This window comes from bacterium (assembly GCA_028820935.1).
Taxonomy (GTDB): Bacteria; Actinomycetota; Acidimicrobiia; order Spongiisociales; family Spongiisociaceae; genus Spongiisocius.
In genome coordinates this window covers 26,608-50,073 of record JAPPHZ010000036.1, presented here as the reverse complement: position 1 = coordinate 50,073, position 23,466 = coordinate 26,608, and the positions used below count along the sequence as shown (strand labels likewise).

Here is a 23,466-nt window from a genome sequence, read left to right as displayed (position 1 = left end):
CTCAGTTGCCTTTAGCGGGACTTAGCCACCGTCTGCCAGGTAGACATTGGTGAGGTAGAGGGTCCCTTGTGTGTGCGAGATGAAGCCTTTCACGTCGGGACTGTGGGGTATGGGGTTCAGTCGCCCTCCGAGGACGATCTGGGGCTGTTCCTCCATGGCCCACACCTGCAACTGGTAGATGGCTTCCTTGTACTCGGTGTTGGAGGCGATGGATCGGGCACTGGCCAGCAACTCGAAGAACTCGGGCTTGTGGTCGATCCATCCCATGGTCTCAACGAAGAGCTTGTTATAGGGATGGTTCAGCAAGTCATACTCGTCCGGCTTGGGCACCATTGCGCACTGGGCCAGGTCGTACAGGCCAAGCTGGTCAGGATCATTCGTATGCGTGGGGAGCGTCCTGTCGATATAGGTCGCCACGTCCATGATGTTCAGCTCGATCTGGACGTTCAAGCCGGATCTCAGCTGCTCCTGAACGGCCTCGGCCAGCCAGGTGTGCTCTGGGTCAGTATCGCAGACAATCATCTCCCCGCCGTCGAAGCCGTCGGCATACCCCGCACTCGCGAGAACAGCCTTCGCTCCCTCGACGTCAGGAGCGTTGTATGAGGCCGCGTCCGGGTTGAAGAACTGCGCGTTGCTCTCCATGGGGTTGGAAATAACCTGCATGTGGCCCAGCAGGGTTCGTTGCAGCGCAGGGCGATCAATCGCCATGCTGACCGCCTGGCGCACCAGGGGATTCGACCAGATGTCCCTGCGGGTGTTGACGTGGAAGTGATACAGGCCGGTGTTCCCCGATGGAGGACTGGCGATTACCATGCCCGCTTCGCTGAGGGCTGCCAACTCGGGCAACGGACCCTGGGCCAGCATGTGGACCTCGCCGGATCGAAGCTGAAGCGACTGGACGCTCTCATCAGGAACGGTGACGTACTCGATCCTGTCCAGGTAAGCCTCGCCCCAGTAGTCGGGGTTGCGCTCTATGACAACCTTTTGGTTTTTCTCCCAGGAGACGAACCTGTACGGGCCGGTGCCGATAGGCGTCGCGTTCAAGTCGATGTCCTCGGCAGGCGATATATACACGTCGATCAGCGTGCTGTGCAATATGCGATCCGGCTCTGAGAGTCGAACCTCCACGGTGAGGTCGCCAGTCGCTACGACTTCCGCGACTCGAGTCAGCAAGGAAGCTGTCCTTCCCGCCCCGGGCTCCTGCGCGCGTTCGATTGAGCGAACAACGTCAACGGCGTCCAGATCCGAGCCGTCGTGAAAGACCACGTCCGGACGAATATGGAATTCATGCGTCAGACCGTCTTCTGAGACATTCCAGTGAGTGGCCAGCAAAGGCCTGATCTCGTAGGTGTTCAGGTCGAACTCAACCAGGGTTTCATACATGTTGGTGACGACGTTGCGGCCAGCTGTGGATCCGTACCGGTTGGGATGCATTTGGTTTGGATCGGCCGTTTGGGCGATGACGAGAGTCCCACCACGGGGAATCTCCGCTGCCATTGCGGCCTCTTCCAACTCCTTCTCGGCCATGGCCGCTGCCTCTTCGGCTTCGGCTACCATTGCTTCGGCTTCGGCTGCGGCCGCTTCGGCTTCGGCTGCCATTGCTTCGGCTTCGGCTGCGGCCGCTTCGGCCTCAGCCAACGCTTCCATGGCTGCTTCATCGCCTTCTTCGGCGGCCATCTTGGTGTCTTCCAGTTCCGCCTTGGCCGCATCCAGGGCAGCTTGCGCTTCGGCAGCTTCCGCGGCCGCGGCCGCGGCGTCGGCTGCGGCGGCGTCGGCTGCCGCCTGTGCTTCGCTTGCCTGTGCTTCGGCCGCGGCGCGGGCTTCGGCTTCGGCTTCGGCCGCGGCGGCGGCTTCGGCTGCGGCCGCGGCCGCGGCGGCGGCATCAGCTTCCGAAGTGTCATCTCCACAGGCCATCGCAACCATGGCCAGGACCGCCAGCAGTGCGATCAGTCTCTTCATCAGAATGCTCCTTTGTCGTCGTTATGCCCGTACGCGACAAGACGTCTGAGAGTCAGGATAGGCAATATGCAGATTGCGTCTCCCGAAAAAGGGGAAAAAAACTACCAAAGTGGCAATTCCCCAGAAAAGGGGGATCCGCCAAAGATGTGTACCATGGGATGGTAAGAGATGTCCGACTTTCTGAAACGCCCCAGACTTCCTGCCGGCATCGACGGTTCCCGCCGCGATCTGTGGGAGGAATTCCGGCGACAGCCGTTCGGCAAGCACTCTCCCGACCTGCAGGCGCTGTTGGAATACATGCGCGGCGGTCCCATCACCGGCAAGTACTTCCTGAAGCTGACCGGCCCTCATTCGGAGTGGACGCTGGCCCGTTTCAGCGACACCTACCCATTGACCACCGAGACTCTGCCCGAGCACGTCTTCACCACCATCGAAGACGCCGAGTACTTCGTGTTCCGCCGCCGCTGGGAGGAGATGTTCGGCGCCGACCCGGGAGCGGAGTCGTGAGCGTCAAGGCCGCGGTCATGGGGTACGCGGACCGCCAGAGCGTGCGGCCCGGAGAGCCCATCGAGTTCAAGGTGAGCGCACTGGGTCCGGAGACCTACCGAGCGGACATCGTGCGGCTGATCGCTCCGGAGGTGGGTCTGGGCGAGGACTGTCCGGACTTCTGCGAGATCGAACTCGGTACCGAGGTCTGCGGTGACTATCCAACGGAGTGGCAGCCCATCCATCCCGGCTCGGCGGTGCGGGTCCCGATGCCGGAGGGTCTTCCCCTTGGTGGGGGCGTAACCCTCAGCGCCAACATCTTTCCCACCCTGGCATCGGCGGGTCGCCAGGGCATCCTGGGCACCCACAGTCCCACCGACGACTCGGGCCTCAGCCTGATCCTTGAGGACGGGGCGCTTGCCCTGGCGGTCGGAAGTGGGGGGTCCACGGCCATCGTCACCAGTTCGATTGCCCCGGTGGAGCACCGCTGGACGGCGGTGGCCGTCACCTATGAGCCTGACGGCGGCACGGTGGAGTTCCACGCCTGGGGAATGGAGACCCATCGCCTCGAATCCGCCCTGTCATCCCGAGAGCGGATGGAGGGGGCGGCGCCCGGAGCATCGGGAGGAAGCCACTTCCACATAGGCGCCGTCCGAGACGTGGACGACCGCGGCGTTGAGCACACCGTGCTCTCTTTCAATGGCCGGATCGAGAGGCCCCGGGTCTACGCCCGACTGCTGGATGGTGAGGACATCTCCCTCCTTTCGCAGGTGGCCGGTCCGGCGCCGGTGGGAGGAGCGCATGCAGACTGGGACCTCTCGGTCGGTATCGACACCGATTCGGTCACCGACGTGTCGGGCAACGGCCGTCACGGAGAGACGGTCAACCTGCCCACCCGCGCGGTGGGAGGCTCCAACTGGGCGGGTGAGACCGACAACTGGCAACTGCGGACCGAGCAGTACGGCGCCATCCACTTTCACGACGACGACGTCGACGACGCCCGGTGGCGGACCAGTTTCACGCTGGTGGTACCCGAGGACTGGAAGAGCGGATGCTATGCGGCTCGCCTTCGGGCCGACGACGCCGAGTTCTACGTGCCCTTCGTGGTGCGGCCGACTCCCGGCAGGGAGGCCGACGCGGTGCTGCTGCTCGCCACCGCCACCTACGGCGCCTACGCCAACCTGAGGCTTCGGGTCGTCTTCCCCTGGAACGAGTTGATCCACGGCCGGTTGACGGTGCTGGACGACACCGATCTGCTGATGCTCCGGTTCCCCGAGATCGGCTCTTCCACCTACGACAGCCACACCGACGGGAGCACCGTCGTCTATGCCTCGATGCGGCGCCCGGTCACCAATTTCCGCCCCAAGGGCCGCATCTACAAGTTCTGCCAGGACATGCTGCTGGTCTCCTGGCTCGAGGAGGACGGGTACGACTACGACGTGATCACCGACGAGGATGTGCACCGCGAGGGCCTGTCCGCCCTGGCGCCTTATCGGGTGGTCATCACCAGTTCCCATCCCGAATACTTCAGCACCCAGATGTTCGACGCCACCGAGGACCATGTCAGGCAGGGTGGGCGGATGATGTACCTGGGAGGCAACGGCTGGTACTGGGTGACCGGTTATCACCCCACCCGCTCGGGAATCGTCGAGGTGCGCCGGCCCGACGCTCCCCGCCTGTGGGCCGCCGACGTCAGCCAGGGGCATCTCTCGTTCTCCGGGGAGCGCGCCGGTACCTGGTCCTGGGCGGGCCGTCCCCCCGAGACCTTCCTGGGGGTGTGTTTCATAACCCAGGGATTCGACGAGTGCTCCTACTACCGGCGCACTCCTGCTTCCCAGGATGAGCGCGCCGCCTTCATCTTCGAGGGAGTGGACGACGAACTCATCGGCGACTTCGGTTTGCTCATGGGCGGGGCGGCCGGATACGAGATCGACCGTGCCGACGCCCTCATGGGCACCCCTCGGCATGCTCTGGTGGTCGCCTCTTCGGAGGGCCACTCCAACCTGTACGACCTGATGGTCACCTCCCTGGTCGATACGTTGCCGCCCAGCAATCCCGATGATCCCGACCGCATCCGGGCCGACATGGTGTTCTACGAGACCGCCGGAGGTGGCGCGGTGTTCTCGGTGGGCTCGATCGCCTGGTCGGGGAGTCTGAGCGCCGCGGGCTACGACAACAACGTGGCGGCGGTGAGCCGTAACGTCCTCAACCGCTTCCTCGATCCCGAGCCCTTCCAGATGCCCGCCGAAATGATCTCGGGCTTCGGGTCCGAAGAAACCGCCGACGGATGGGGACCGGTATGACTGCACAGGATTGGTCGCTCGGCGCAGGTCTCCAAGACCGGGTAGTGCTGGTGACCGGAGCGGCGAGCGGCATCGGTAGGGCGACCGCCCAGGTCATGGCCACCCTGGGCGCCCGGGTGGCGGCATTGGACGTTCAGGAAACGGTGCGGGAGGTGGTGGCGGAACTGGAGGACCCCGGGAGACATCTGCCGCTGGTCTTCGATCTGGCTGACAGCGGATCGATGCCGACGATGGTGGCCGGAATCGAAGCGAGGCTGGGCCCTCTGTGGGTGCTGGCTCATGTGGCGGCGTACCTGAGGCGCAAGGATTTGGGAGATGTGACCGAGGAGGACTGGGACGCTCAGCTGGATGTGAACCTGAAGGGGTCATTCTTTCTCAACAAGGCGGTTGGAGAGGCGATGATCGCCACCGGCAGAGGGGGGCGCATCATCAACTTCACGTCCGGAGCTTGGCTGACCGGACCGGTGCATGGCAGCCACATCTACGTGGCCAGTAAGGGGGGCGTGGTCTCCATGACCCGGGGGTTTGCCCGGGCCTACGGTCCTCATGACATTCTGGTGAACTGCGTGGCGCCCGGGCAGGTAGACACGCCCATGCAGCACATTGACGCTCCCCCCGAAATCGTGGCGGCCGGAGTCGAGCAATGCCCACTGGGGCGGATGGGACGACCCGAGGAGTTGGCCCGGGTGGTGGCCTTCCTGGCTTCCGAACACGCCAGTTTCGTCAGTGGCGCCACCATCAACGTGAGCGGCGCGCTGACGATGTACTAGGTGTCCTTGGAACTACCGTCCTGATTCGATAGCTCGTTACCCACACCCCAGGCATCGAGAACGCGAAAAACGCGCGAACACGCCCTCCCCGGCGGGCCCATCCCCCAGCCACCACCTCCTTCGGGCCGAGCGCGTCCCGCCATCCCCAACCGGGGTCGCTCCCGAATTGAACCCAGATCCGGTCCCCTCGACGTCGAAAGCAGAAACCGGTGGTGCTTCTGACTGCCGGACAGTATGCGACGGGTTTGTGAAGCTTTCAACCCCTTTGTCCCGCGGCCGGCCTGCGTCCGGCGGCGGCGGTCATGGAACGCGGTGGCCGAAGACTCAGGACACTAGGGCGTGTTCACGCTATGCGCGTTCGTAGGTAATCGCGGGTCCCGTGGTCAGTCTGTGGGGTGGCGGTGGGATATGGCGCCGCCAGCGGCGTCTGTGGCAAGGACTTGCTGACGAAGGCGTACCCGCAGGGTACGTTGAGGAGGCAGGACGCAGCCAGAGGCGTCGATGGCGGTCCAGAGCACGCCGACCGCCGCACAGACCGACCACGATTGGCTAGCTACCGACTGTCATGCCCCCGGCATCGGCATACGGCCCGTGGAACGTGACGTCAACTCCGTTTTCGATCCGGAGAAACGTCCGATCGTCGAGGGTCGACTGCTCCTCGGTGGTCAGATCGTCCTCGATGGCCAGGTCGGCGGCCGCCCGGTCGTCCACGACGATGGCCGTATTGGGGGAATATGTATCCACGATGTCGTAGACCAGGTTCTCCAACTGGACGGTGGAATAGGCGCCGGGCTCGACCAGGATCACGAGGGTGGTGCGATCATCGACGATGAGACGGTGTATCACCTCGTACGGTGGGATGGCCGGTGGCAAGGTCGTGTCCGGCCCCTCCTCCTGAGAGTCGCCCTCACCCTCCGGCTCGACAGCGTCCTCTGCGGCAGTTACCGCGGTGACGGAGGTATCGGCACCGGTCTCCACCATCTCGGTGACCGCGGTGCTGGTGGTCGGCGATGCGCCTGTCGGAGCCGCAGTCGTTTCGGACGTCGAGTCATCCCCGCCGCAGGCGGCGAGCGCCAGGACAACCGCGACAACCGGTACGGCCCTTCGAACAGCCATCATCGCATCAGTCCCTGATCGCCTTCCAGCCAAAGGCTAACCCTGTCCGGTGCGATATTGACACACTTAGGCGACTCGAACCCCCCGGACCATGCGATGCCGGGCAAAGACCTGGTCAACCACCCCGCCATCCGTTGGTGATCGGCAGGCGGCGATCCCGCCCGAACGCCTTGGGGGTTATCTTCACTCCCGGTGGGGATTGGCGCCGCTTGTACTCGTTGCGATCCACCATGGCCGCGACCCGGGTGACGATGTCCCGGTCGAACCCGGCATCCACTATCGCATCGATGGAGCGATCCTCCTCGATGTAGGCGGCGAGCACCTGATCGAGCACCTCGTAGGGCGGGAGGCTATCGGTATCGAGTTGGCCGGGCCTCAGTTCGGCGGACGGCGGCTTCCGGATTATCTCTTCGGGGATCACCTCTCGGGCGCGGTTGCGCCAATCGGCCAGCTCGTAGACGGTGGTCTTGAAGACATCCTTCAGCACCGCATAGCCGCCCGCCATGTCGCCGTACAGCGTCGCATAGCCCACCGCCATCTCGGACTTGTTTCCGGTGGCGATGACCATCTCGTTGTGCTTGTTGGATATGCCCATCAGCAGGGTGCCGCGGATCCGGGGCTGGAGGTTCTCCTCCGCGACCCCGAACTCGCTGCTCGCGAACACGGCTTCGAGCGCGTCCCGGTATCCGTCGAACAGGTCGCCGATGGCGATACGATCAAGACGGATTCCAAGCCGGCGCGCCAGCTCCTCGGAGTCACGTACCGATCCCTGGGAGCTGAACTCGGAGGGCATCGTGACGCCCCGGACCGAATCCCGACCGAGCGCATCGACGGCGACCACGGCCGTCAGCGCCGAGTCGATGCCTCCTGAGAGGCCCACCACCACCTTCGAGAAGCCGTTCTTCCTCACGTAGTCGCCCAGCCCGAGCACGAGCGCTCGGTAGATGAGCTCGATGGGTTCCGCGGCAGGAGCGGGGCCGGAGGACCGGAGTCCGGAACCCTGGCGCAACGAGTCGGCCCGGGCTGCGGGTGCCTCCGCCTGCTCGCCGGCCGGATCACCCACCTCGACGTCGACCACGAACAGGTCCTCCTCGAAGCGCTGGGCCCGGTACTGGATGGAACCTTCCCCGTCCATCACGATCGACCCGCCATCGAAGACCAGCTCATCCTGCCCGCCCACCAGATTGAGATAGACCACGGGTACCCGGGCGCTGACAGCTTCCCGTTCGATATGGCGAACCCGCTCCGCGTCCTTCGAGACGTGGAAGGGCGATCCGTTGATGTTGAGAAGCAGCCGGGCTCCCGCCGCGACCTGAGCGGAGGGTGGTCCATCGGGCACCCAAATGTCCTCACATATGGAGACTCCCACCACCACGCCGCCCACGTTCCAGACCGCCCCCGGCGCGGAGCCGGCCACGAAGTAGCGTTCCTCGTCGAACACGCCGTAGTTGGGTAACAGAACCTTGTTGTAGATCCCCTTGATCTGACCTCGGTGGAGTAAGGCTGCTGCATTCGCTACCGGACAGGAGTCACGACCGGTGGACACCGGACCGGCGGGCGGTACCCGATCCACGAATCCCACCACCGTGACGGTGGACCCGGCATGGCCGGCGAGCCGCTCCAGCACCCCCAGGTTGGCGTCCACGAAACCCTTTCGGATCACCAGATCCTCGGGTGGATAGCCGGGAATGGCCAGTTCGGGCAGGAGCAGTACGTCAGCGCCCTCTGCCTCCGCCCAGTTCATCGCGTCCCGAATCCGGCCTTCGTTATAGGCGAGGTCGCCGACCCGGAGGTTGATCTGAGCCCCGGCCACCCGGATGGTCTCCATAGTCCGCGGAGTCTAGGAGGCGCTACGGAGCCGGAGCTTCTGCGTGGTTGGTCGGCAGGTTTCCGGCAGCGGCTCCGCGGTGTCCCAGAGCTGTGCTCATCAAAGACATGATTCTGTAAATCATATAACGATCAAGAAATGTATCGGTCTGTTTATGTCACACCCATATTTTAGCATATGAACAAATGTACGGATATGTACTCAACTTCGCAGACCACTCGTGGGAGCTCGGATATGCCGCCGAAAGTTAGAGACGCGATCCGAGTGGTCAAGCGCGATGGTTGGTACCTCGTGCGGACCCGCGGAAGTCACCGCCAGTACAACCACCCGGACAAGCCAGGCACCGTTACGATTGCCGGGCACATGGGCAAAGACCTCTCGCCGGACATGAGAGCCAGCATCGTCAAGCAAGCCGGCCTCGAGAAAGGGTCCCTATGACGAGCTACATCGCGGTCATCGAACGAACCGGCAACGGCTACGGCGCATACGTTCCGGACCTGCCGGGATGTATCGCCGCCGGCGACACCTTGGAGGAGACGGAGTCCCTGATCCGTGAAGCCGTCGGCTATCACATCGAGATGCTCCGGGCGAATGGAGACCTCGTCCCGGAACCCCAAGCCACGGCCCATCTCGTCTCCACCTGAGGGGCTACCCGACCTCATTCGACGCAACCACTCCCAGGACTTCTGGAACGCACCGAGGAAAGCCATGCCCGAGGCCCCCGGCCGCGCAAGGCCTCGAACAGGCCCGCCGAGAACTGCCGCTGTGAACGGACCAGAGCCACCTTCGTTTGCCTTGGGCCGACTACTCCAGCGAGAAGTCCGCCTCCAGCAACGCGGCGCGTAGCACGTCCGCCTCCGCCGGTCGTACGGACAGCGTCAGGATGCCGCCTCCCCCGTGGAGGGCATGGCGGAGCTGGAGGTCGCGGACGTCCACGCCACTCCGCTCCAGTGCCCGCCCCACCTTGGCGATCTCGCCCGGACGGTCCTGGAGCACCACTCCTACCCTCACCACCGGGGGCGCCATGGCCTGCCGCCTGCTCCTGGCCTCTTCGATCCGGGCGGTCAGCGGACCGGAATCACCATGCGCCACCTCCTGACGAACCTCTTCGAGCAGGCTCATCAGCCGTTCGATGGAGTCGCTGAGGTTGCCCTCGTTGGCGGCCAGGACCTCCGGCCACCAGCGCGGCTCGGAGGCGGCCACCCGGGTCAGGTCGCGGAACGAACCGGCCACCAGGCGTGTCGCGGCCGGGTCCTGGCGCGTGATCAGGTTGATCAACGAGACGGCGAGTACCTGGGGAAGGTGCGAGATGTCGGCCACCACCCGGTCGTGCTCGGCAGCCGGAAGCCGGTACGGTATGGCGCCTACCGACTCGACTATCGATTCCAGGGTCTCGACATCGTCCGCAACAGCCTTATCCGGACAGATGACCCAGGCGGCGCCTTTGAAGAGAGAGGGCGAGGCCGCGGCCGGACCGGCCTGCTCGAGACCCGCCATCGGATGCCCGGCCACCATTCGCAAACCCACCGGTCGTGCATCGACTACCGGACCCTTGACACCGGCCACATCCGTTACCAAGGCGTCGGTGCGCAGGCCCGGCAGGGTCTCGAGGGTGGCGGTGAGGGGACCGGCCAGAACCACCAGGTCCGATCCCTCCAGAGCGTCCTCCCGCCGCTCGCACGGGTCATCTACCGCGCCGCGTTCGGTTGCCACTTCCAGCGCTGTCGGGTCGGGGTCCCACCCGGCGACTGTCCAGCCGACCCGCCGCAGGGCCATGCCGAGCGAGGCCCCGATCAACCCCGTGCCGAAGATTGCGGCGCGACGCATCCGGACTTCTGGTCAGCTATATGGTGACGTCGAGAGCTGCGGCCAGGTTTCGCATCTGGTCCATCAGCTCGGCGAATTCGCCCGGTAGCAAAGCCTGATCACCGTCGACCTGAGCGGTCTCGGGATTGGGATGCACATCCACGATGAACCCATCGGAACCCACGGCTATGGCGGCACGAGCCAGCGGGGCAACCAGGTGGCGTCGTCCTGACGAGTGTGAGGGATCGATGATCACCGGCAGGTGGGACATATGCTTGATGACCGGCGCCGCCGAGATGTCGAGCGTGTTCCGGGTGGCGGTCTCGAAGGTCCGGATCCCCCGCTCCACCAGGACGACTTCGTGATTCCCTTCCTTGTATATGTACTCGGCGGCGTTGAGCCATTCATCGATAGTGGCCGTGAACCCACGCTTGAGCAGCACCGGCTTGTGGACCCGGCCTACTTCCGAGAGCAGCGCGAAGTTCGCCATATTCCTGGTGCCGATTCGCAACATGTCGGCGTAGCCGGCGACCAGGTCCACCTCCCGCGGGTCAAGGACCTCCGCGACGAACGGCAGGCCGAACTCCTCACGGGCCTCCGTCAGGAGCTGAAGACCGTCCTCCGCCAGGCCCTGGAAGGAGAAGGGGCTAGTCCGGGGCTTGAAGGCATCCCCCCGCAGGATGGTGGCGCCCGCTTCGAGCACCGCTTCGGCGGTCTCGAACAGCTGGTCCCGGGTCTCGACCGCACATGGACCGGCGATCGGAGCGAAAACCCCGCCTCCGATCTGGGCGCTTCTTACCTTTATGACCGTGTCCTCGGGCTGGAACTCACGGGAAACGAACTTGTACGGCTTCAGCACCGGTACCGCCCGCTCCACTCCGGGCATGGCCAGCCACGGCTGTTGCTGGATCACCTCTCGATCCCCGATCGCCCCGATGACAGTACGGACCTGTCCCACCGAGATGTGGGCTTCGCATCCGATCTCAACCAGGCGTCGCACCACCTTGTCGATGTGTTCTTGTGAAGCCCCCGACTTCATGACGATGATCATCTGACATCCTCCGCGCGTTATCCCGAGAGGATAGACCCGATCGGAGCCGTCGAGATCGCTGACCCCGGCCAGGCGTCCGAGGCTTCACCCCACTCGGCCTGCAAACCCCCATCCATGAAGATCGGGGCAACCGGGCTAGCGCGTCGCGACGTGGCCTGGCTGTCAGGATCTGTCGATGCGGCGGAGATCCTCGGGCGTGTCGACGTCGCCGGGAGGAATGGCTTCCACCCGCACCTCCTCCACCCATTCGGGATGGGCCAGGAAGAGATTGCGGGCCCCCCGGTCACCGCTCAGCCCGGTAATCAGGGCGGGCCACAGCGAACGATGGACCAGCACCGGATGTCCGCGCGTAAACCGGTATCGGGGAATGACAACCGGTCGCCGGGAGCGCCTCCGGGCCTCGAGAAGCCTCGGCACGACGTCACCGGGCACGTTCGGTTGGTCCGCTAGCACCACCAGGGCCTGATCGACCGAACGCTCGCCGATCAGGAAGTCCAGTCCGACCCGTAGCGACGAACCCATCCCCTCCTGCCACTCGAGGTTCTCTATGACCGCGGCATCGCCGAGATCGACCGTCTGCATGATCTGCTCGGCACGGGCGCCCAGCACCACGTAGACCGCGCCCACCTGCGGCCAACCCTGCACCTGGGCCACCACGTGCGCCAGGAGCGGCTTCCCTCTCCAGTCGGCGAGCTGTTTGGGGCGGCCGAAGCGCCTCGACTCACCTCCTGCCAGGACGAGCGCCGCAGTCATCATGACCAGGCGAACGAGCGTTGACGGTTGGACGGAACCCGACCAGGAACGGTCATAGGTCGCCGGCATCCTCCGTGCGTTGAAGGTGGACACGGCCCTTCCGCCCGACGAGAGACTCCCCGGTACCCGACCCGTACCGGACCTGGATCATCTCAGCCAGGATGGATATGGCCACCTCACCGGGTTGCTCGGCGCCGATGTCGAGGCCGACCGGTCCGCGGATCCGAGCGATCTGGTCGTCGGGGAATCCAGCCTTGCGCAGCCGTTCCACCCGCTTCCGGTGGGTGCGGCGACTTCCCATCACCCCGATGTATCTGACTTCACTGGGTAGGACGAGGGGCAGCATCGGATCCTCGAACCGGGCGTCATGGCTGAGCATCACCACATAGGTCCGACGGTCGATGTCCAACTGGTCCTCGATCTCTCCCGGCCACCCGACGATCACCTGGTGCGCCTCTGGAAAGCGCTCGGGCGTGGTGAAGAACGGACGGGAGTCGGTGACGACGACCCTGAAGCCCAGGCTATGGGCAATCCGGCAGAGCTCCTGCGCGATGTGAACGGCACCGATGATCAGGAGCCGGGGCTGGGGCGCCACCGTTTCGATGTAGACCTCGTGCTCCCCGTATCCGAGGGTACGGTTCTGCTCACGGTCCATCAGGCTGGCCGCATCAGCCATTACAGCATCGAGTATCTCGCCGGGGATGCTCCCGGCCACCAGCCCGTCCGCCCGATCCAGCACCGCCTTGGCGCCGGTGGCGGGACCCTCGACCACGGTTATGACCGCCCCCAGCCGCTCGTTCTCGACGAGGCTACGGACCGCCTCCAACTGGGTCCTCACCATTTCTCTACCAGCACCTGGATGGTCCCTCCACAAGCCAGGCCTACCTCGAAGGCGTCTTCGTCGGCGATGCCGTAGGTCACCAGGCGAGGCTCTCCCGTAGCGAGCACCTCCTGGGCGTGCAGGAACACGTCGTTCTCGACGCATCCCCCGCTGACCGAGCCCTCCATGTCACCGTCGGACGACACCAGGAACTTGGCGCCCTCGGGCCGGGGAGCCGAACCCTTGACCCGCACCACGGTCGCCACCGCGACCTGCTTCCCTTCCTCGATCCATCGGTTGTAGACACTCAGCTCATCCTTCATGATGCCCGGGCTCCTCGCCTAGATGTTCGTCTTGCGGCCTGGTTCGGGTGGGGAGGTATCGACTCCAACAGCCGGATGACCCCACCTAGATCCACCAGCCGGGCGGCGGGCAGGAAGTCGTCCACGTACGGCAACGCCGCCTTAAGCCCTCGGGTCTCCGGCGAGTACCCCTTGCGGCCGGCCAGGGGATTCAGCCAGATGGTTCGATGGACGGAGCGCGAGAACCGCGCCATCTCCTGGCTCAGCAGTTCGGGATCTCCACGGTCCCATCCGTCGCTGATGATAATTCCGATCGGACCACCTCTAGCCACCCGTCGACTCCAGAGCCGATTGTAGGTTGCCAGAGCCTCTCCGATCCGCGTGCCGCCCGACCAGTCGTGCACGCGGCCTGCCACCAGCCGGAGCGCCATGGCCGGATCCCGCCTGCGCAGCTCGTGGGTTATGCGGGTCAGCCGGGTGGAGAACACGAAGGTCTCGACCCGGCCCATCCGTGCCGGGGCCGAGTGGGCGAAGTACAGCAGCAGTTCCACGTACTTCTCCATCGATCCGCTCACGTCCGCGATGATCACCAGCGGACGCCGGCGAGGCCGGCGGGATCGGAACTCCATCTCCAGCAGCTCGCCGCGGGGACCGACCGCATTCCGCAGGGTCCTCCGCATGTCGGGGCGGCGTCCCATCGAGTCGGGCATCCAGCGGCGACTCAGCGCTTCGGCGGGTCTCCACACCATGCGAGAAATCAGCCTCCGCACCTCGGCCATCTCGTCGGGTGTCAGCTCGCCGAAGTCGCGGGTGCCGAGACGCTCCGCGTGAGAAGCCCCCATCTGTTCGCTGCTGTCCTCCGTGTCCTCGTCGTCGAGCTGGCCGGCCGAGGTCAGCACGGGTAGGTAGGACTGAACCATCCGGTCGGACTCCGCCTCCACGGGGGGCCGCTTCCGCCCTCCCGACCCGAAGAACAGGTCGAACGCCTGCTCGAACACCGGCAGCTGATCGGGACGGGTTACCACCAGCGACCGGAACCCGCACCTGATGTCCCGAACATCTTCGAGACCCAACACGTGGGCCGAGGTGAGCAGTTCCATGCCGGTACGCGGATCGACCTCGAGGCCTTTGGCGCGCAGGTAGCGCGCGAAGTGGATCACGTTCTGAGCGAACACGCCGACGGTCATCAGGGATCAACCGGCTACGAGGAGTCCCCCGACCCCGGCCGTGCGTACCCGTTCGATGTCCTCCTCGTACTTCAGGATGACCCCTAGCGTATCGCCGGCCGCCTCGGGCGAAAGCACCTCCGCGCCTAGCACGTTCAGGGCGGCCGCCCAGTCCAGCGTCTCGGCAATCCCGGGGGGCTTGAACAGGTCCAGGTCCCGTAACTTCTCCATCGCCCGGGCCAGATCGGCGGCCAGGGCTTGGTCGATGCCGGGCACCTTGGCCGTGACGATCTCCATCTCTCGCTCGAAGCTGGGATAGTCGATCCAGTGGTACAGGCAGCGGCGTTTCAGGGCGTCGTGGATCTCTCGGGTGCGGTTGGAGGTGATCACCACCACAGGGGGCTCCTGGGCGGCCACCGTTCCAACCTCCGGAATGGTGACCTGGAAGTCCGACAGCAACTCCAGAAGGTAGGCCTCGAACTCCTCATCCGCCCGATCGAGCTCGTCGATGAGCAAGACCGGCCGGGATCCACCGGCCGCCATCTCCACAGCCTCTAGCAGCGGCCTGGCGATCAGGTACTCGCGGCTCATGATGTCGGAGATGGCCGCCCCTCCGCCCTCGCCACGAGCTTCGATCAGCCGGATAGCCAGCATCTGGCGGGCGTAGTCCCACTCGTAGAGGGCGTGTCCGGCGTCAAGACCCTCGTAGCACTGGAGCCGGATGAGGGGCTGATCGAGGATTGCGGCCAGCACCTTGGCAACCTCGGTCTTGCCGACTCCGGCCTCTCCCTCTAGGAACAGCGGACGGCCCATCTGCAGGGCGAGGTGGATCGTGACCGCCAGCGAGCGGTCGGCGATGTAACGCTGGCCGGCGAGCGCGTCGGCGACTTCTCGGACCGTGGCGGGGATCATCGAGAAGAGGATACACGTCCCCTACCAAGAGACGTCCGCGCCTATGCCCACGGCGTGCCATCTCATGCCGCCCGTTCGCCGATCGAGCTCGAGTGCGGCTTTTTCGCCATCCTGAGTACAACTATTTCACAGCTTCGAGTACAGCTTTTCGTCGCGGCCTATCCGGGAAGCACCGGGAACACCTCATCCGGCGAGGCGAAGCGAGTTGACCCACGCTGCATCAGACTCGCACCCAACACGCGAACCGGCCGCCCCGAGGGTCTGGTGGGGCGGCCGGTCTCTGTTGGGCTGTGTTTCTTCGGTCTTGCGGGCTACCCGGCTGCGGCCAGGGCTGCCTTGACTGCGCGGGCTGCGAACACCTGAGCGAGGTGGGTCTTGTAGCCGACCGACCCGTATAGGTCCTCCAGCACATCGATCCCGGCGGTCGCGTGGGCGGCCGCCGCCTCGACGGCGGCGTCGGATCCGTCGGAACCGACCAGTGCGTCCGCAACCTCGGGCACCAGAACGGGGCGGTTGCCCACACCGGTCACCGCCACCGTGGCCGCGCTGACCGAACCGTTGGAACGGGTCACCGAAGCAGCAACGCCGGCCACCGCATAGTCCGTGTGACCACCCCGGCGGCCCAGCTTGTCGTAAGCCGAACCCGTGCCGGCGCCAACCTTGGGAATCCGCATCTCGGTCAGGATCTCGCCGGGCTCCAACGCGGACATCAACGTGTCCACGAAGAAGTCGGCAGCCGCGATCTCACGCGTGCCACCCGACGACGCCGCCACCATCGTGGCGCCCAGAGCAAGTGCCGCAACCGGCTGGTCGGCCGCCACATCGGCATGGACCATCGACCCGCAGCACGTACCCCGGTTACGGACCTGGCGATCACCCGTCCAGGAAGCAGCCGTGGCCAGCGCCGCGCCGTGGTCCTGGACCAGGCCGCTGGCCGCAACCTCGGCATGGGTCACCAGCGCACCGATCGAGATGGAATCACCGTTGTCGGTGATGTCACCCAACCCGCCGATCCGGCCGATGTCCACCACCATCTCGGGCGACAGCAGCCGCATCTTCATCATCGGCAGCAGGCTCATGCCGCCGGCCAGCACCTTGGCTCCCGGATTCGCATCGAGAGCAGCCAGCGCCTCATCCAGGCTGGAGGGCGCTTCGTAGTCGAACTGTCGTGGATACATGGGCTCCTCCTCCCTACGCCTGGGCGTCCTGGATCGCCTGCCACACCCGTTGGGGGCGTAACGGCATGTCGATATGGGTCACACCCAACGACTCCAAGGCGTCCACCACCGCGTTGACAACCGTCTGCGCGGCGCCGATGGTGCCCGCCTCGCCGATGCCCTTCACCCCGAGCGGGTTGATATCGGTGGGCGTCACCGTGCGGCCCAACTCGAACGAAGGCAGGTCGACGGCGGTAGGCAGGATGTAGTCCACCAACGAGGCCGACAACAGGTTCCCGTCCATGTCGTAGACCGCATCCTCGAACATGGCCTGGCCGACACCCTGCGCAATGCCACCGTGGATCTGACCGTCCACGATCATCGGACTGATCACGTTGCCGCAGTCGTCCATCCCGATGTATCGCAACAGCCTCACGTCCCCGGTATCGGCATCGACCTCCACCATGGCGATGTGCGTGCCGAACGGCCAGGTGGCGTTGCCGGGGCTGAAGATGGCGTGCGCCTCCAATCCGCCCTCCATACCTTCCGGCAGGAGATGAGGCTGGTAGGCGGTCTTGGCGATCTCGCCCCAACTGACCGAACTGTCGGTCCCCGCCACATGGGCGCCTCCGTCGGCGAACTCGATGTCATCCTCGGATGCTTCGAGCAGGTGAGCCGCGATTCTGGCCGCCTTGGCCTGGACCTTCTGGGTGGCCTCGTAGCAGGCGGAACCGTCCACAGCTGCGGACCTGGACCCGAACGTGCCGATGCTGGGCGGGGACTCCTCGGTGTCGCCGTGGATCACCCGGATCCGGTCGACATCCATTCCGAGGCCGTCTCCGACTATCTGTGCCCAGGTCGTCTGGTGGCCCTGGCCGGAGGGTCCGGTTCCGATCGACACGGTGGCCGACCCGTCCGGATGCACTCTCACCAGGCTTGAGCCGTTGAACGCCGACGGCATCTGGTACTCGGCCCACGAGAAGCCGAGGTCCACCAGGCCCGAGGGTCCGAATCCGCATACCTCGACATAGGTGGCGATCCCGACCCCGACGTGGCGTCCCTCGGCGCGCGCGGCGTCCCGCTCGGCCAGCAGGCCGGACCAGCCGGCCGACTCGAGGGCGGCATCCAGGTTGGTCTCGTAGTCCCCCGTATCCATGGGGAACCCCATCGGCGACACCGCCCCCGGGAACTCGCTCGCCGGGATGTAGTTCTTGCGCCGCACCTCCGCCGGATCCACCCCGATCTTCCTCGAGTACATGTCGAGGATCCGCTCCAGGTAGTAGGCGGCCTCCGGCCGGCCGGCGCCCCGGTAGGCGTCGGTGGTCATCGTGTGGGTGGTGACGCAGTCCATCTTCCAATGAGTGGGGAAGGAGTACTGGCCCGACCCGACGAACACCCCGAGGAACGGGATGGCGACGGTGAAGTTCTGGGAGTAGGCGCCCATGTCGGCGATGCCTTCCAACTCGAATCCGAGAATCTCACCGTCGGTCGTGCCGGTCATGGTGGCGGTAGCTATCCAGCCCCGTCCCTGGATGGTCGAGTTGGCCGCCTCGCGGCGGGTCTCGGTCCACTTGACCGGGCATCCCAGCTGCTTGGAGGCGAAGGCCACGAGCACCTCGTCGTTGTAGACGTTGAGCTTGCAGCCGAAACCGCCGCCCACCTCCATCGCCTTGACGGTCACCTGGTTGAGGGCCAGACCGAAGTACTTGCCGATGGCCCCGGCGAGCGCCGACGGGATCTGGGTGGACGAGTAGACGTCAAAGCGTCCGTAGCCCGCCTGGTAGTCGGCCATGACCGAGCGGGGCTCGATCGGAACCGGTATGAGCCGCTGGTTGATCATCTCCTGGGAGACCACCACCACATCGTCCCTGGACTTCTCCGCATCGATACCCGCCTTGACGGCCGCCAGGGCATCGGCGTCCGCGCCGAACGGGCCCGTCCAGGAAACCAGGGTGTTCGACTCCATGTCCTCGTGGACAAGCGCCTCGTCGCTGAGCGAGTGCTTCAGGTCCACCACGGCTGCCAGAGCGTCGTAGTCGACATCGACCGCATCGGCGGCGTCACGGGCCACGTACGGATCTTCGGCCACGACCATCGCCACCGCTTCGCCGACGTGCTTCACGGTGCCGTTGTTGAGCAGCGGCCGCAGGGCACCGACCGGCGCCTGAGCCACCAGCGGCCCCAGGTGCTCCACATCGGCCGCGGTGTAGACGGCCAGCACCCCGTCCATCGCCGCGGCGGCGGACGTGTCGACCGATAGAACGCTGGCGTGGGCGAACGGGCTCCGGACGAAGGCCGCATGGGCGGTGCCCAGCAGCTTCACATCGTCGGTATAGCGACCGCCGCCCTGGATCAGAGCAGGATCTTCACGGCGCCGTACGACCCCGCCAAGCACACTCGTTGAGCTCATGCGTTCTCCCATTCGGCCGGGGCGGGCTCTTCACCGCGCATCTTGGCGCCGGCGTACTCGATTGCCCGCACGATGTTGTGGTACCCGGTGCAACGGCACAGGTTGCCCTCGATGCCGCGCCGGATCTCCTCTTCTGAGGGGTTGTCGTTCTCCTCGAGGAGGGTGACGGCCGACATGATCATCCCGGGGGTGCAGAAGCCGCACTGGAGGCCGTGGCGCTCCCAGAAGCCCTCCTGGACCGGATGCAGTTCGCCGTTGCTGGCCAGACCCTCGACGGTGGTGATATCCGCACCATCGGCTTGGGCGGCCAGCATGGTGCAGGAGAGCACGGCCTTGCCGTCCAGGCTGATGGTGCAGGCACCGCAGTAGGACGACTCGCATCCCACGTGCGTGCCCGTCAACCCCAGGGTCTCCCGTAGGAAGTGAACCAGCAGCGTGCGTGGTTCGGCTTCCCCGGAGACCTGCCTTCCATTGACTGACATGGACACCTTCATCAAGCGTCTTCCTTTCGGAGCGGCTGGCTACCTAAACGGTATCAAAATCGCCGGATTCTTGTCGAGATATGCCCGTGTTTTGACGTCCGGCCGGGCCGGATCAGCGCCGGGTGAAACGGGGAATCCGGACGCCTACGGTTACCGAAGAACCCGGGCAGCGATCGCCTCCGCATTCCCCAGCTGGTCGGCGCGGGGCTGATCGAAGATGAACTCGTTCACCCCGACCTCCGAGTAACGGCCCACCACCTCCGCGAAAGCCTCCGGCCCTGTCCACGGATCCGGCATCCCCACGGTCGTCAGGCTGGGTATCCACGCGTAGAGGGACCTGGTGATCTCGCTCGGATCCCGCCCGATCTCCAGGCAGGCCTCGTCGAGCAAACGGTTGCGCTCGGCCATCTCGCCGACCGTGCCGTGCGAGTTCCAGCGATCGGCGAATTCGGCGCATATCCGCAACATGCGGGGCCGGTGGGCGCCCAGTGTCAGAGGGGGCCGGGGTGACTGGAGCGGAGGCGGTCGCAGCTGCGCGTCCCGGAGCCGGTAATACCGGCCGTCGTAGGTCGTGGTGCGGCCGCGGACAAGGGAGTCGATCACCTCGACCGCCTCCTTGAACTTGGCTACCCGGACCGGCGGGTCCTCCAACGGTATGCCGAACTGCTCGTGTTCGGCCTCGAACCACCCTGCCCCGAGGCCCAGTTCCAGGCGCCCGCCCGAGATGTGGTCGATGGTGATGGCCTGCTGCGCCACCAGCGCCGGATGCCGGAAGGTGTTGCTGGCCACGAGCACGCCGACCCTGATCCGGTCGGTCTCCGCGGCGAGCGCAGCCAGAAGAGTCCACCCCTCGAAGTAGGGATCGGAGGGATTGCTGGGCCGGTTGAAGTGGTCACAATCCCAGATGCTGTCGAACCCCAGCTCCTCGTAGTACTTCCACCGGTCCACGAGAGTGCGATAGGGCAGCGACTGATCGGTACAGATCCCGTAACGAGTGGCCCTGGTCACCGGCACCTCCGAGGCTTGATTCTGGTTGCTAATCGCTAGTTGCTAGTTGCTAGTAATAACTACAACCTATACACTAGAAACTAGAGACTAACAACTAGAAACTAGAAAGCGCCCGGATGAGATCGTCCTGGTAGGCGGTCAGGTAACGAAGTAGCAACGCGACCGGATCGGACGTTCGCCTCTCGTCGGACCCCCAGCCATCCTCCACGATCCCCAACCGGGCGCCGAGGGCCAGGCGAGCCTCGTTGAGAACCATCAACAGCGCTTCCGCCTCCGGAGGGGTGAGGTCCACACTCCCGCTCTCGGCCGCCTTGAGGACGGAAGCCACCGCGTCCCGGTCCATGCGTCGCTGGCGATCCAACTCCGGATTCATGAGCCGTTCGTACTCGGACTGAGCGTCCCCATCATCCGGATACGCCGCCACCGACAGCCGCCCGACCGCCGGGTCGTCAGGCTGCTCGCCCACCGACGCGAGCGTCTCCTGCATCAGGGAAAGGGCGATCAGGTCGTCTCCCACGGGACGCATCTCGATGCGATCCGCCGATACCTTGAAGCGTGGCATCACGCCCGTTCGATGGTCGCCCACAACGCGTAGCGATGCAGGGTGTAGCAGTCGATCTCCGCCTTCTCGCGCGGCGCCGTGCTGACGATCGAGCGGCCCTCGTGGTGCACCTCGAGCATCAGCCGGGTCGCTTTCTCCTCCGAGTAGCCGAAGATCCGGCGGAACACGAGCACCACGTAGGACATGAGGTTCACGGGGTCGTTCCAGACGACCACGTTCCAACCACGATCATGGACGGCTCGATCGTCCACCTCCGGTACATCGATCCGCTCGGGCGCGATCGTGGCAGCCGGCGACCCCGCGGGCCTCCTGATGATCGGGCTCATGACCGCAGGATATCCGGGCGCCGGCCACGAGGCTAGGGGGGCTGACAAATGTCCCGCTGGCCCTTTAGTAGGAGATGAGACCCCAGGTCAAGACCTCGAGGACCAACCCATCCCGTCTCTTCCGGCACCCTCCTCGGGTGGCGCCGGACACATGGGTATTGAAACCCGGCCGGATCCTCGGCACGCTGACGTCATGAGTGCTACACATGACCACCACCCCCCGACCCGTACCCCACCGCTGCGGCGGACCCTCAGGGACTCCCTGATCGAAGCGGAACAGCTCCGTCATCCGATCCGACTCCGCACTGCCGGCGGTAGGTCCTTCACCGGGGTGCTGACCGAGGTGGGGGTCGATTTCGCCGAGATACAGACCGGCGACGGGCCGGTCGATGTCGCCCTCTTCTACATCGAGAGCGTCGGCCACAATGGGAGTGCCGGCGGGCGCTGATTCCCCTCGACGCATGGGCGGCGAGGTCGACCAGGGTGGAACCTGTCCCACCTCTTGGGCTCGTTTGTTATCAGGGGACCTCGGCGGCCGGGTAGGTACCCAGTATCCGCAACGCAGCCAGGGTGGCCGGGCGGGGCTCGAGGACGTCCTTCACTCCCTGCGGACCGGGCTTGTGGATCATGTCGGCGTAGAACCGGTATTTCCAGGCCTCGTCCGCGGGCCGCGACTGCAGGTGGGTCAGGTTGGCGCCCCGCAGGCCGAGTTCGGTCAGGGCAAGGGCCAGCGCGCCGGGTGAGTGCGCCGTCTCGAACACCATCGAAGTCTTGTTTGCGTCCTCGCTCACCTCCCATCCGTCGCTGGCCAGGATCACGAACCGGGTGGTGTTGTGGTCCCGATCCAGGAAGTCCTCCTGGAGTACCTTCCCGCCATGGCGCCGGGCCGTGTGGCGGGGGGCAAGCGCCGCCACCGAAGGATCGCCTCTCTCGACAACGGCCCTTACCGCGCCCGCCGTGTCATAGAAAGGAATCGGGTTCCATCCTGCCTGCTCGATGCGGTCGTCCGCCTGTGAGAGGGCTTGGGGATGGGACCAGACCTCCTCGATACCGTCGATGGTCGATCCCGGGAGGCCGATCAGAGCATGGCGCACCTCGATGAGGTGCTCGCCGATGATCGATACCGGGTGCCGGGCCAGGCGGTCGAGAACCGGCAGGATGCTCCCGACGGTGGAGTTCTCGATCGGCAGCACCAGCCGATCGACATCACCGTGCCCGAGCGCCTGGAAGGCCCGAGCGAAGCTGCCGAAACCGACCCGTTGTGCCTCCGGGAAGAGCCGGATCGCCACCTGGTCCGAGTATGAAAGGCCTTCGCCTTGATAACCGATCCTCATGGGCCGGAGGGTAATCGGAACGGATGTCCACTCGGCAAGGCGAGACCGGTGTGTAAATCCTGTGAATGGAGCCCGTTCGGTGCTACCTTCGCGGTCTAGGCCGTGGTTATTGTGGCGGGATCCGGCAGGTAGCTCCGTTGAGCCGGCGAGAGGCTGGGAGCCTGATTCTTCGCAGAGACAGGTTCGTCGAGCCGGGTCACTACTCCCGAACCGTCCTATCACACAGTTAATAGAGTCCTATGGAGATCGGACACGTTCAATAGTCTCGGACAAGTATGGCACGCCGAAACACTTCGACACAAACCGACAGTATGGCCTGGGCCGAGGCCGCCCTTCGCGCCTGTGAAGAAATACTGAGGGCGAGGGCCGAGACCGCCCTGTCCGGAGGGCGGTACGACGACGCTGTCCACCTGGCCTCCTTCGCCCGAGCGGTCAAGGAGACCGCCACCCGCGCCGAGAGCGTCCGCCTCTCCAAAGTGTCCGGCAACCGCCAGGCCCTCTCGTACGCTCAGTTCGAGGACCCGCGGCTGACCTCCTACCTCGCTAGAAGCACCGGACGGCCGGCCTGGTACACCAGGGACCGCGACGTCCTCGTCAAGACCGTGACTTCGAAGAAGAGCGGGAACCGTTACACCGTACGGGCGTCCCGGCAGCAGGTGGAGGCCATCGTGGGCTACCTGGCCGCCAACGGAGGGCCCGACAACCCCATCCCCACCCGGCACATCTTCACCGCCCTCTCCGAAGACGGCTCGACGCCTCCTGCCTACCAAGGACATGTCGTGCTGGGCTGGCTGAGGCAGATAGGAGTGATCGTCAAGCGTCGCGGTGACTCCGGATACGTGGCGCCCGAGGCCGGCGTCCTTCATAAGCAGCTCGACGACCTCTGGCAGTCACTCCCCCCACACGTGTAGTCGC

General features: G+C 65.3%; 24 protein-coding genes. 7 read left to right on the top strand and 17 right to left on the bottom strand.

What is annotated here, in order from left to right; all coding sequences use genetic code 11:
* Window positions 1-21: 21 nt before the first annotated feature.
* On the bottom strand, window positions 22-1,959 hold the full coding sequence (locus OXM57_10600; GenBank protein ID MDE0353127.1) for an ABC transporter substrate-binding protein: 1,938 nt from the start codon (window positions 1,957-1,959) through the stop codon (window positions 22-24).
* Between the two features lie 168 nt (window positions 1,960-2,127).
* Here OXM57_10600 and OXM57_10595 point away from each other — a divergent pair, with 168 nt between their 5' ends.
* From OXM57_10595 to OXM57_10585, 3 genes are read left to right on the top strand one after another with little or no spacing between them, the layout of a single operon-like run.
* Window positions 2,128-2,466 (top strand): hypothetical protein, encoded by a 339-nt coding sequence (locus OXM57_10595; GenBank protein MDE0353126.1) that lies wholly within the window; start codon window positions 2,128-2,130, stop codon window positions 2,464-2,466.
* Window positions 2,463-4,748 carry a hypothetical protein gene (locus tag OXM57_10590; protein MDE0353125.1) on the top strand — a complete coding sequence of 762 codons (2,286 nt, stop codon included), beginning with the start codon at window positions 2,463-2,465 and terminating at the stop codon, window positions 4,746-4,748. The genes OXM57_10595 and OXM57_10590 overlap by 4 nt, the downstream gene beginning before the upstream one ends.
* Window positions 4,745-5,518 carry an SDR family NAD(P)-dependent oxidoreductase gene (locus OXM57_10585; protein MDE0353124.1) on the top strand — a complete coding sequence of 258 codons (774 nt, stop codon included), beginning with the start codon at window positions 4,745-4,747 and terminating at the stop codon, window positions 5,516-5,518. The genes OXM57_10590 and OXM57_10585 overlap by 4 nt, the downstream gene beginning before the upstream one ends.
* A gap of 549 nt (window positions 5,519-6,067) precedes the next feature.
* Here OXM57_10585 and OXM57_10580 read toward each other — a convergent pair.
* Complete coding sequence (locus OXM57_10580; protein MDE0353123.1) at window positions 6,068-6,634, bottom strand: hypothetical protein; 567 nt, start codon at window positions 6,632-6,634, stop codon at window positions 6,068-6,070.
* A gap of 115 nt (window positions 6,635-6,749) precedes the next feature.
* Entirely contained in the window at window positions 6,750-8,462 is a 1,713-nt protein-coding gene (locus tag OXM57_10575; GenBank protein ID MDE0353122.1) for an NAD+ synthase, read from the bottom strand.
* A 234-nt stretch (window positions 8,463-8,696) separates the two neighbouring features.
* Here OXM57_10575 and OXM57_10570 point away from each other — a divergent pair, with 234 nt between their 5' ends.
* Together OXM57_10570 and OXM57_10565 are read left to right on the top strand one after the other, a co-directional pair.
* Window positions 8,697-8,900: a type II toxin-antitoxin system HicA family toxin gene (locus OXM57_10570; GenBank protein ID MDE0353121.1), complete on the top strand. Its 204-nt coding sequence runs from the start codon at window positions 8,697-8,699 to the stop codon at window positions 8,898-8,900.
* Window positions 8,897-9,106: a type II toxin-antitoxin system HicB family antitoxin gene (locus OXM57_10565; protein MDE0353120.1), complete on the top strand. Its 210-nt coding sequence runs from the start codon at window positions 8,897-8,899 to the stop codon at window positions 9,104-9,106. Before OXM57_10570 ends, OXM57_10565 begins: the two co-directional genes overlap by 4 nt.
* A gap of 160 nt (window positions 9,107-9,266) precedes the next feature.
* Here OXM57_10565 and OXM57_10560 read toward each other — a convergent pair whose 3' ends face one another.
* The 13 genes from OXM57_10560 to clpS all read right to left on the bottom strand — a co-directional run bounded on the left by OXM57_10560 (window position 9,267) and on the right by clpS (window position 21,217).
* On the bottom strand, window positions 9,267-10,289 hold the full coding sequence (locus OXM57_10560; protein MDE0353119.1) for a prephenate dehydrogenase/arogenate dehydrogenase family protein: 1,023 nt from the start codon (window positions 10,287-10,289) through the stop codon (window positions 9,267-9,269).
* A 16-nt stretch (window positions 10,290-10,305) separates the two neighbouring features.
* Complete coding sequence (aroF, locus tag OXM57_10555; protein ID MDE0353118.1) at window positions 10,306-11,319, bottom strand: 3-deoxy-7-phosphoheptulonate synthase; 1,014 nt, start codon at window positions 11,317-11,319, stop codon at window positions 10,306-10,308.
* A 162-nt stretch (window positions 11,320-11,481) separates the two neighbouring features.
* On the bottom strand, window positions 11,482-12,141 hold the full coding sequence (locus OXM57_10550) for a nucleotidyltransferase family protein (protein MDE0353117.1): 660 nt from the start codon (window positions 12,139-12,141) through the stop codon (window positions 11,482-11,484).
* Window positions 12,125-12,913: an XdhC/CoxI family protein gene (locus OXM57_10545; GenBank protein MDE0353116.1), complete on the bottom strand. Its 789-nt coding sequence runs from the start codon at window positions 12,911-12,913 to the stop codon at window positions 12,125-12,127. Before OXM57_10545 ends, OXM57_10550 begins: the two co-directional genes overlap by 17 nt.
* Window positions 12,907-13,215, bottom strand: coding sequence for an XdhC family protein (locus OXM57_10540; protein ID MDE0353115.1), 309 nt, complete (start codon window positions 13,213-13,215; stop codon window positions 12,907-12,909). The genes OXM57_10545 and OXM57_10540 overlap by 7 nt, the downstream gene beginning before the upstream one ends.
* Complete coding sequence (locus tag OXM57_10535) at window positions 13,212-14,381, bottom strand: VWA domain-containing protein (GenBank protein ID MDE0353114.1); 1,170 nt, start codon at window positions 14,379-14,381, stop codon at window positions 13,212-13,214. The genes OXM57_10540 and OXM57_10535 overlap by 4 nt, the downstream gene beginning before the upstream one ends.
* A 6-nt stretch (window positions 14,382-14,387) precedes the next feature.
* Window positions 14,388-15,272, bottom strand: coding sequence for a MoxR family ATPase (locus tag OXM57_10530; GenBank protein ID MDE0353113.1), 885 nt, complete (start codon window positions 15,270-15,272; stop codon window positions 14,388-14,390).
* Between the two features lie 311 nt (window positions 15,273-15,583).
* Complete coding sequence (locus OXM57_10525; GenBank protein ID MDE0353112.1) at window positions 15,584-16,450, bottom strand: xanthine dehydrogenase family protein subunit M; 867 nt, start codon at window positions 16,448-16,450, stop codon at window positions 15,584-15,586.
* A gap of 13 nt (window positions 16,451-16,463) precedes the next feature.
* Window positions 16,464-18,839 (bottom strand): xanthine dehydrogenase family protein molybdopterin-binding subunit, encoded by a 2,376-nt coding sequence (locus OXM57_10520; GenBank protein ID MDE0353111.1) that lies wholly within the window; start codon window positions 18,837-18,839, stop codon window positions 16,464-16,466.
* Window positions 18,836-19,333 carry a (2Fe-2S)-binding protein gene (locus OXM57_10515; GenBank protein MDE0353110.1) on the bottom strand — a complete coding sequence of 166 codons (498 nt, stop codon included), beginning with the start codon at window positions 19,331-19,333 and terminating at the stop codon, window positions 18,836-18,838. Before OXM57_10515 ends, OXM57_10520 begins: the two co-directional genes overlap by 4 nt.
* Window positions 19,334-19,471: 138 nt before the next feature.
* Window positions 19,472-20,329, bottom strand: coding sequence for an LLM class flavin-dependent oxidoreductase (locus OXM57_10510; GenBank protein MDE0353109.1), 858 nt, complete (start codon window positions 20,327-20,329; stop codon window positions 19,472-19,474).
* Between the two features lie 94 nt (window positions 20,330-20,423).
* Window positions 20,424-20,891: a DUF2017 family protein gene (locus OXM57_10505; GenBank protein ID MDE0353108.1), complete on the bottom strand. Its 468-nt coding sequence runs from the start codon at window positions 20,889-20,891 to the stop codon at window positions 20,424-20,426.
* Complete coding sequence (clpS, locus tag OXM57_10500; protein MDE0353107.1) at window positions 20,891-21,217, bottom strand: ATP-dependent Clp protease adapter ClpS; 327 nt, start codon at window positions 21,215-21,217, stop codon at window positions 20,891-20,893. Before clpS ends, OXM57_10505 begins: the two co-directional genes overlap by 1 nt.
* Window positions 21,218-21,410: 193 nt before the next feature.
* Between clpS and OXM57_10495 the strand changes: the two genes are divergently transcribed.
* Window positions 21,411-21,665 (top strand): hypothetical protein, encoded by a 255-nt coding sequence (locus tag OXM57_10495; GenBank protein MDE0353106.1) that lies wholly within the window; start codon window positions 21,411-21,413, stop codon window positions 21,663-21,665.
* Between the two features lie 70 nt (window positions 21,666-21,735).
* On the opposite strand, the gene OXM57_10490 is transcribed toward OXM57_10495, so the two are convergent.
* Window positions 21,736-22,551 (bottom strand): hypothetical protein, encoded by an 816-nt coding sequence (locus OXM57_10490; protein ID MDE0353105.1) that lies wholly within the window; start codon window positions 22,549-22,551, stop codon window positions 21,736-21,738.
* Between the two features lie 311 nt (window positions 22,552-22,862).
* Here OXM57_10490 and OXM57_10485 point away from each other — a divergent pair, with 311 nt between their 5' ends.
* Window positions 22,863-23,462 (top strand): hypothetical protein, encoded by a 600-nt coding sequence (locus OXM57_10485; protein MDE0353104.1) that lies wholly within the window; start codon window positions 22,863-22,865, stop codon window positions 23,460-23,462.
* The last annotated feature ends 4 nt before the right edge of the window (window positions 23,463-23,466 follow it).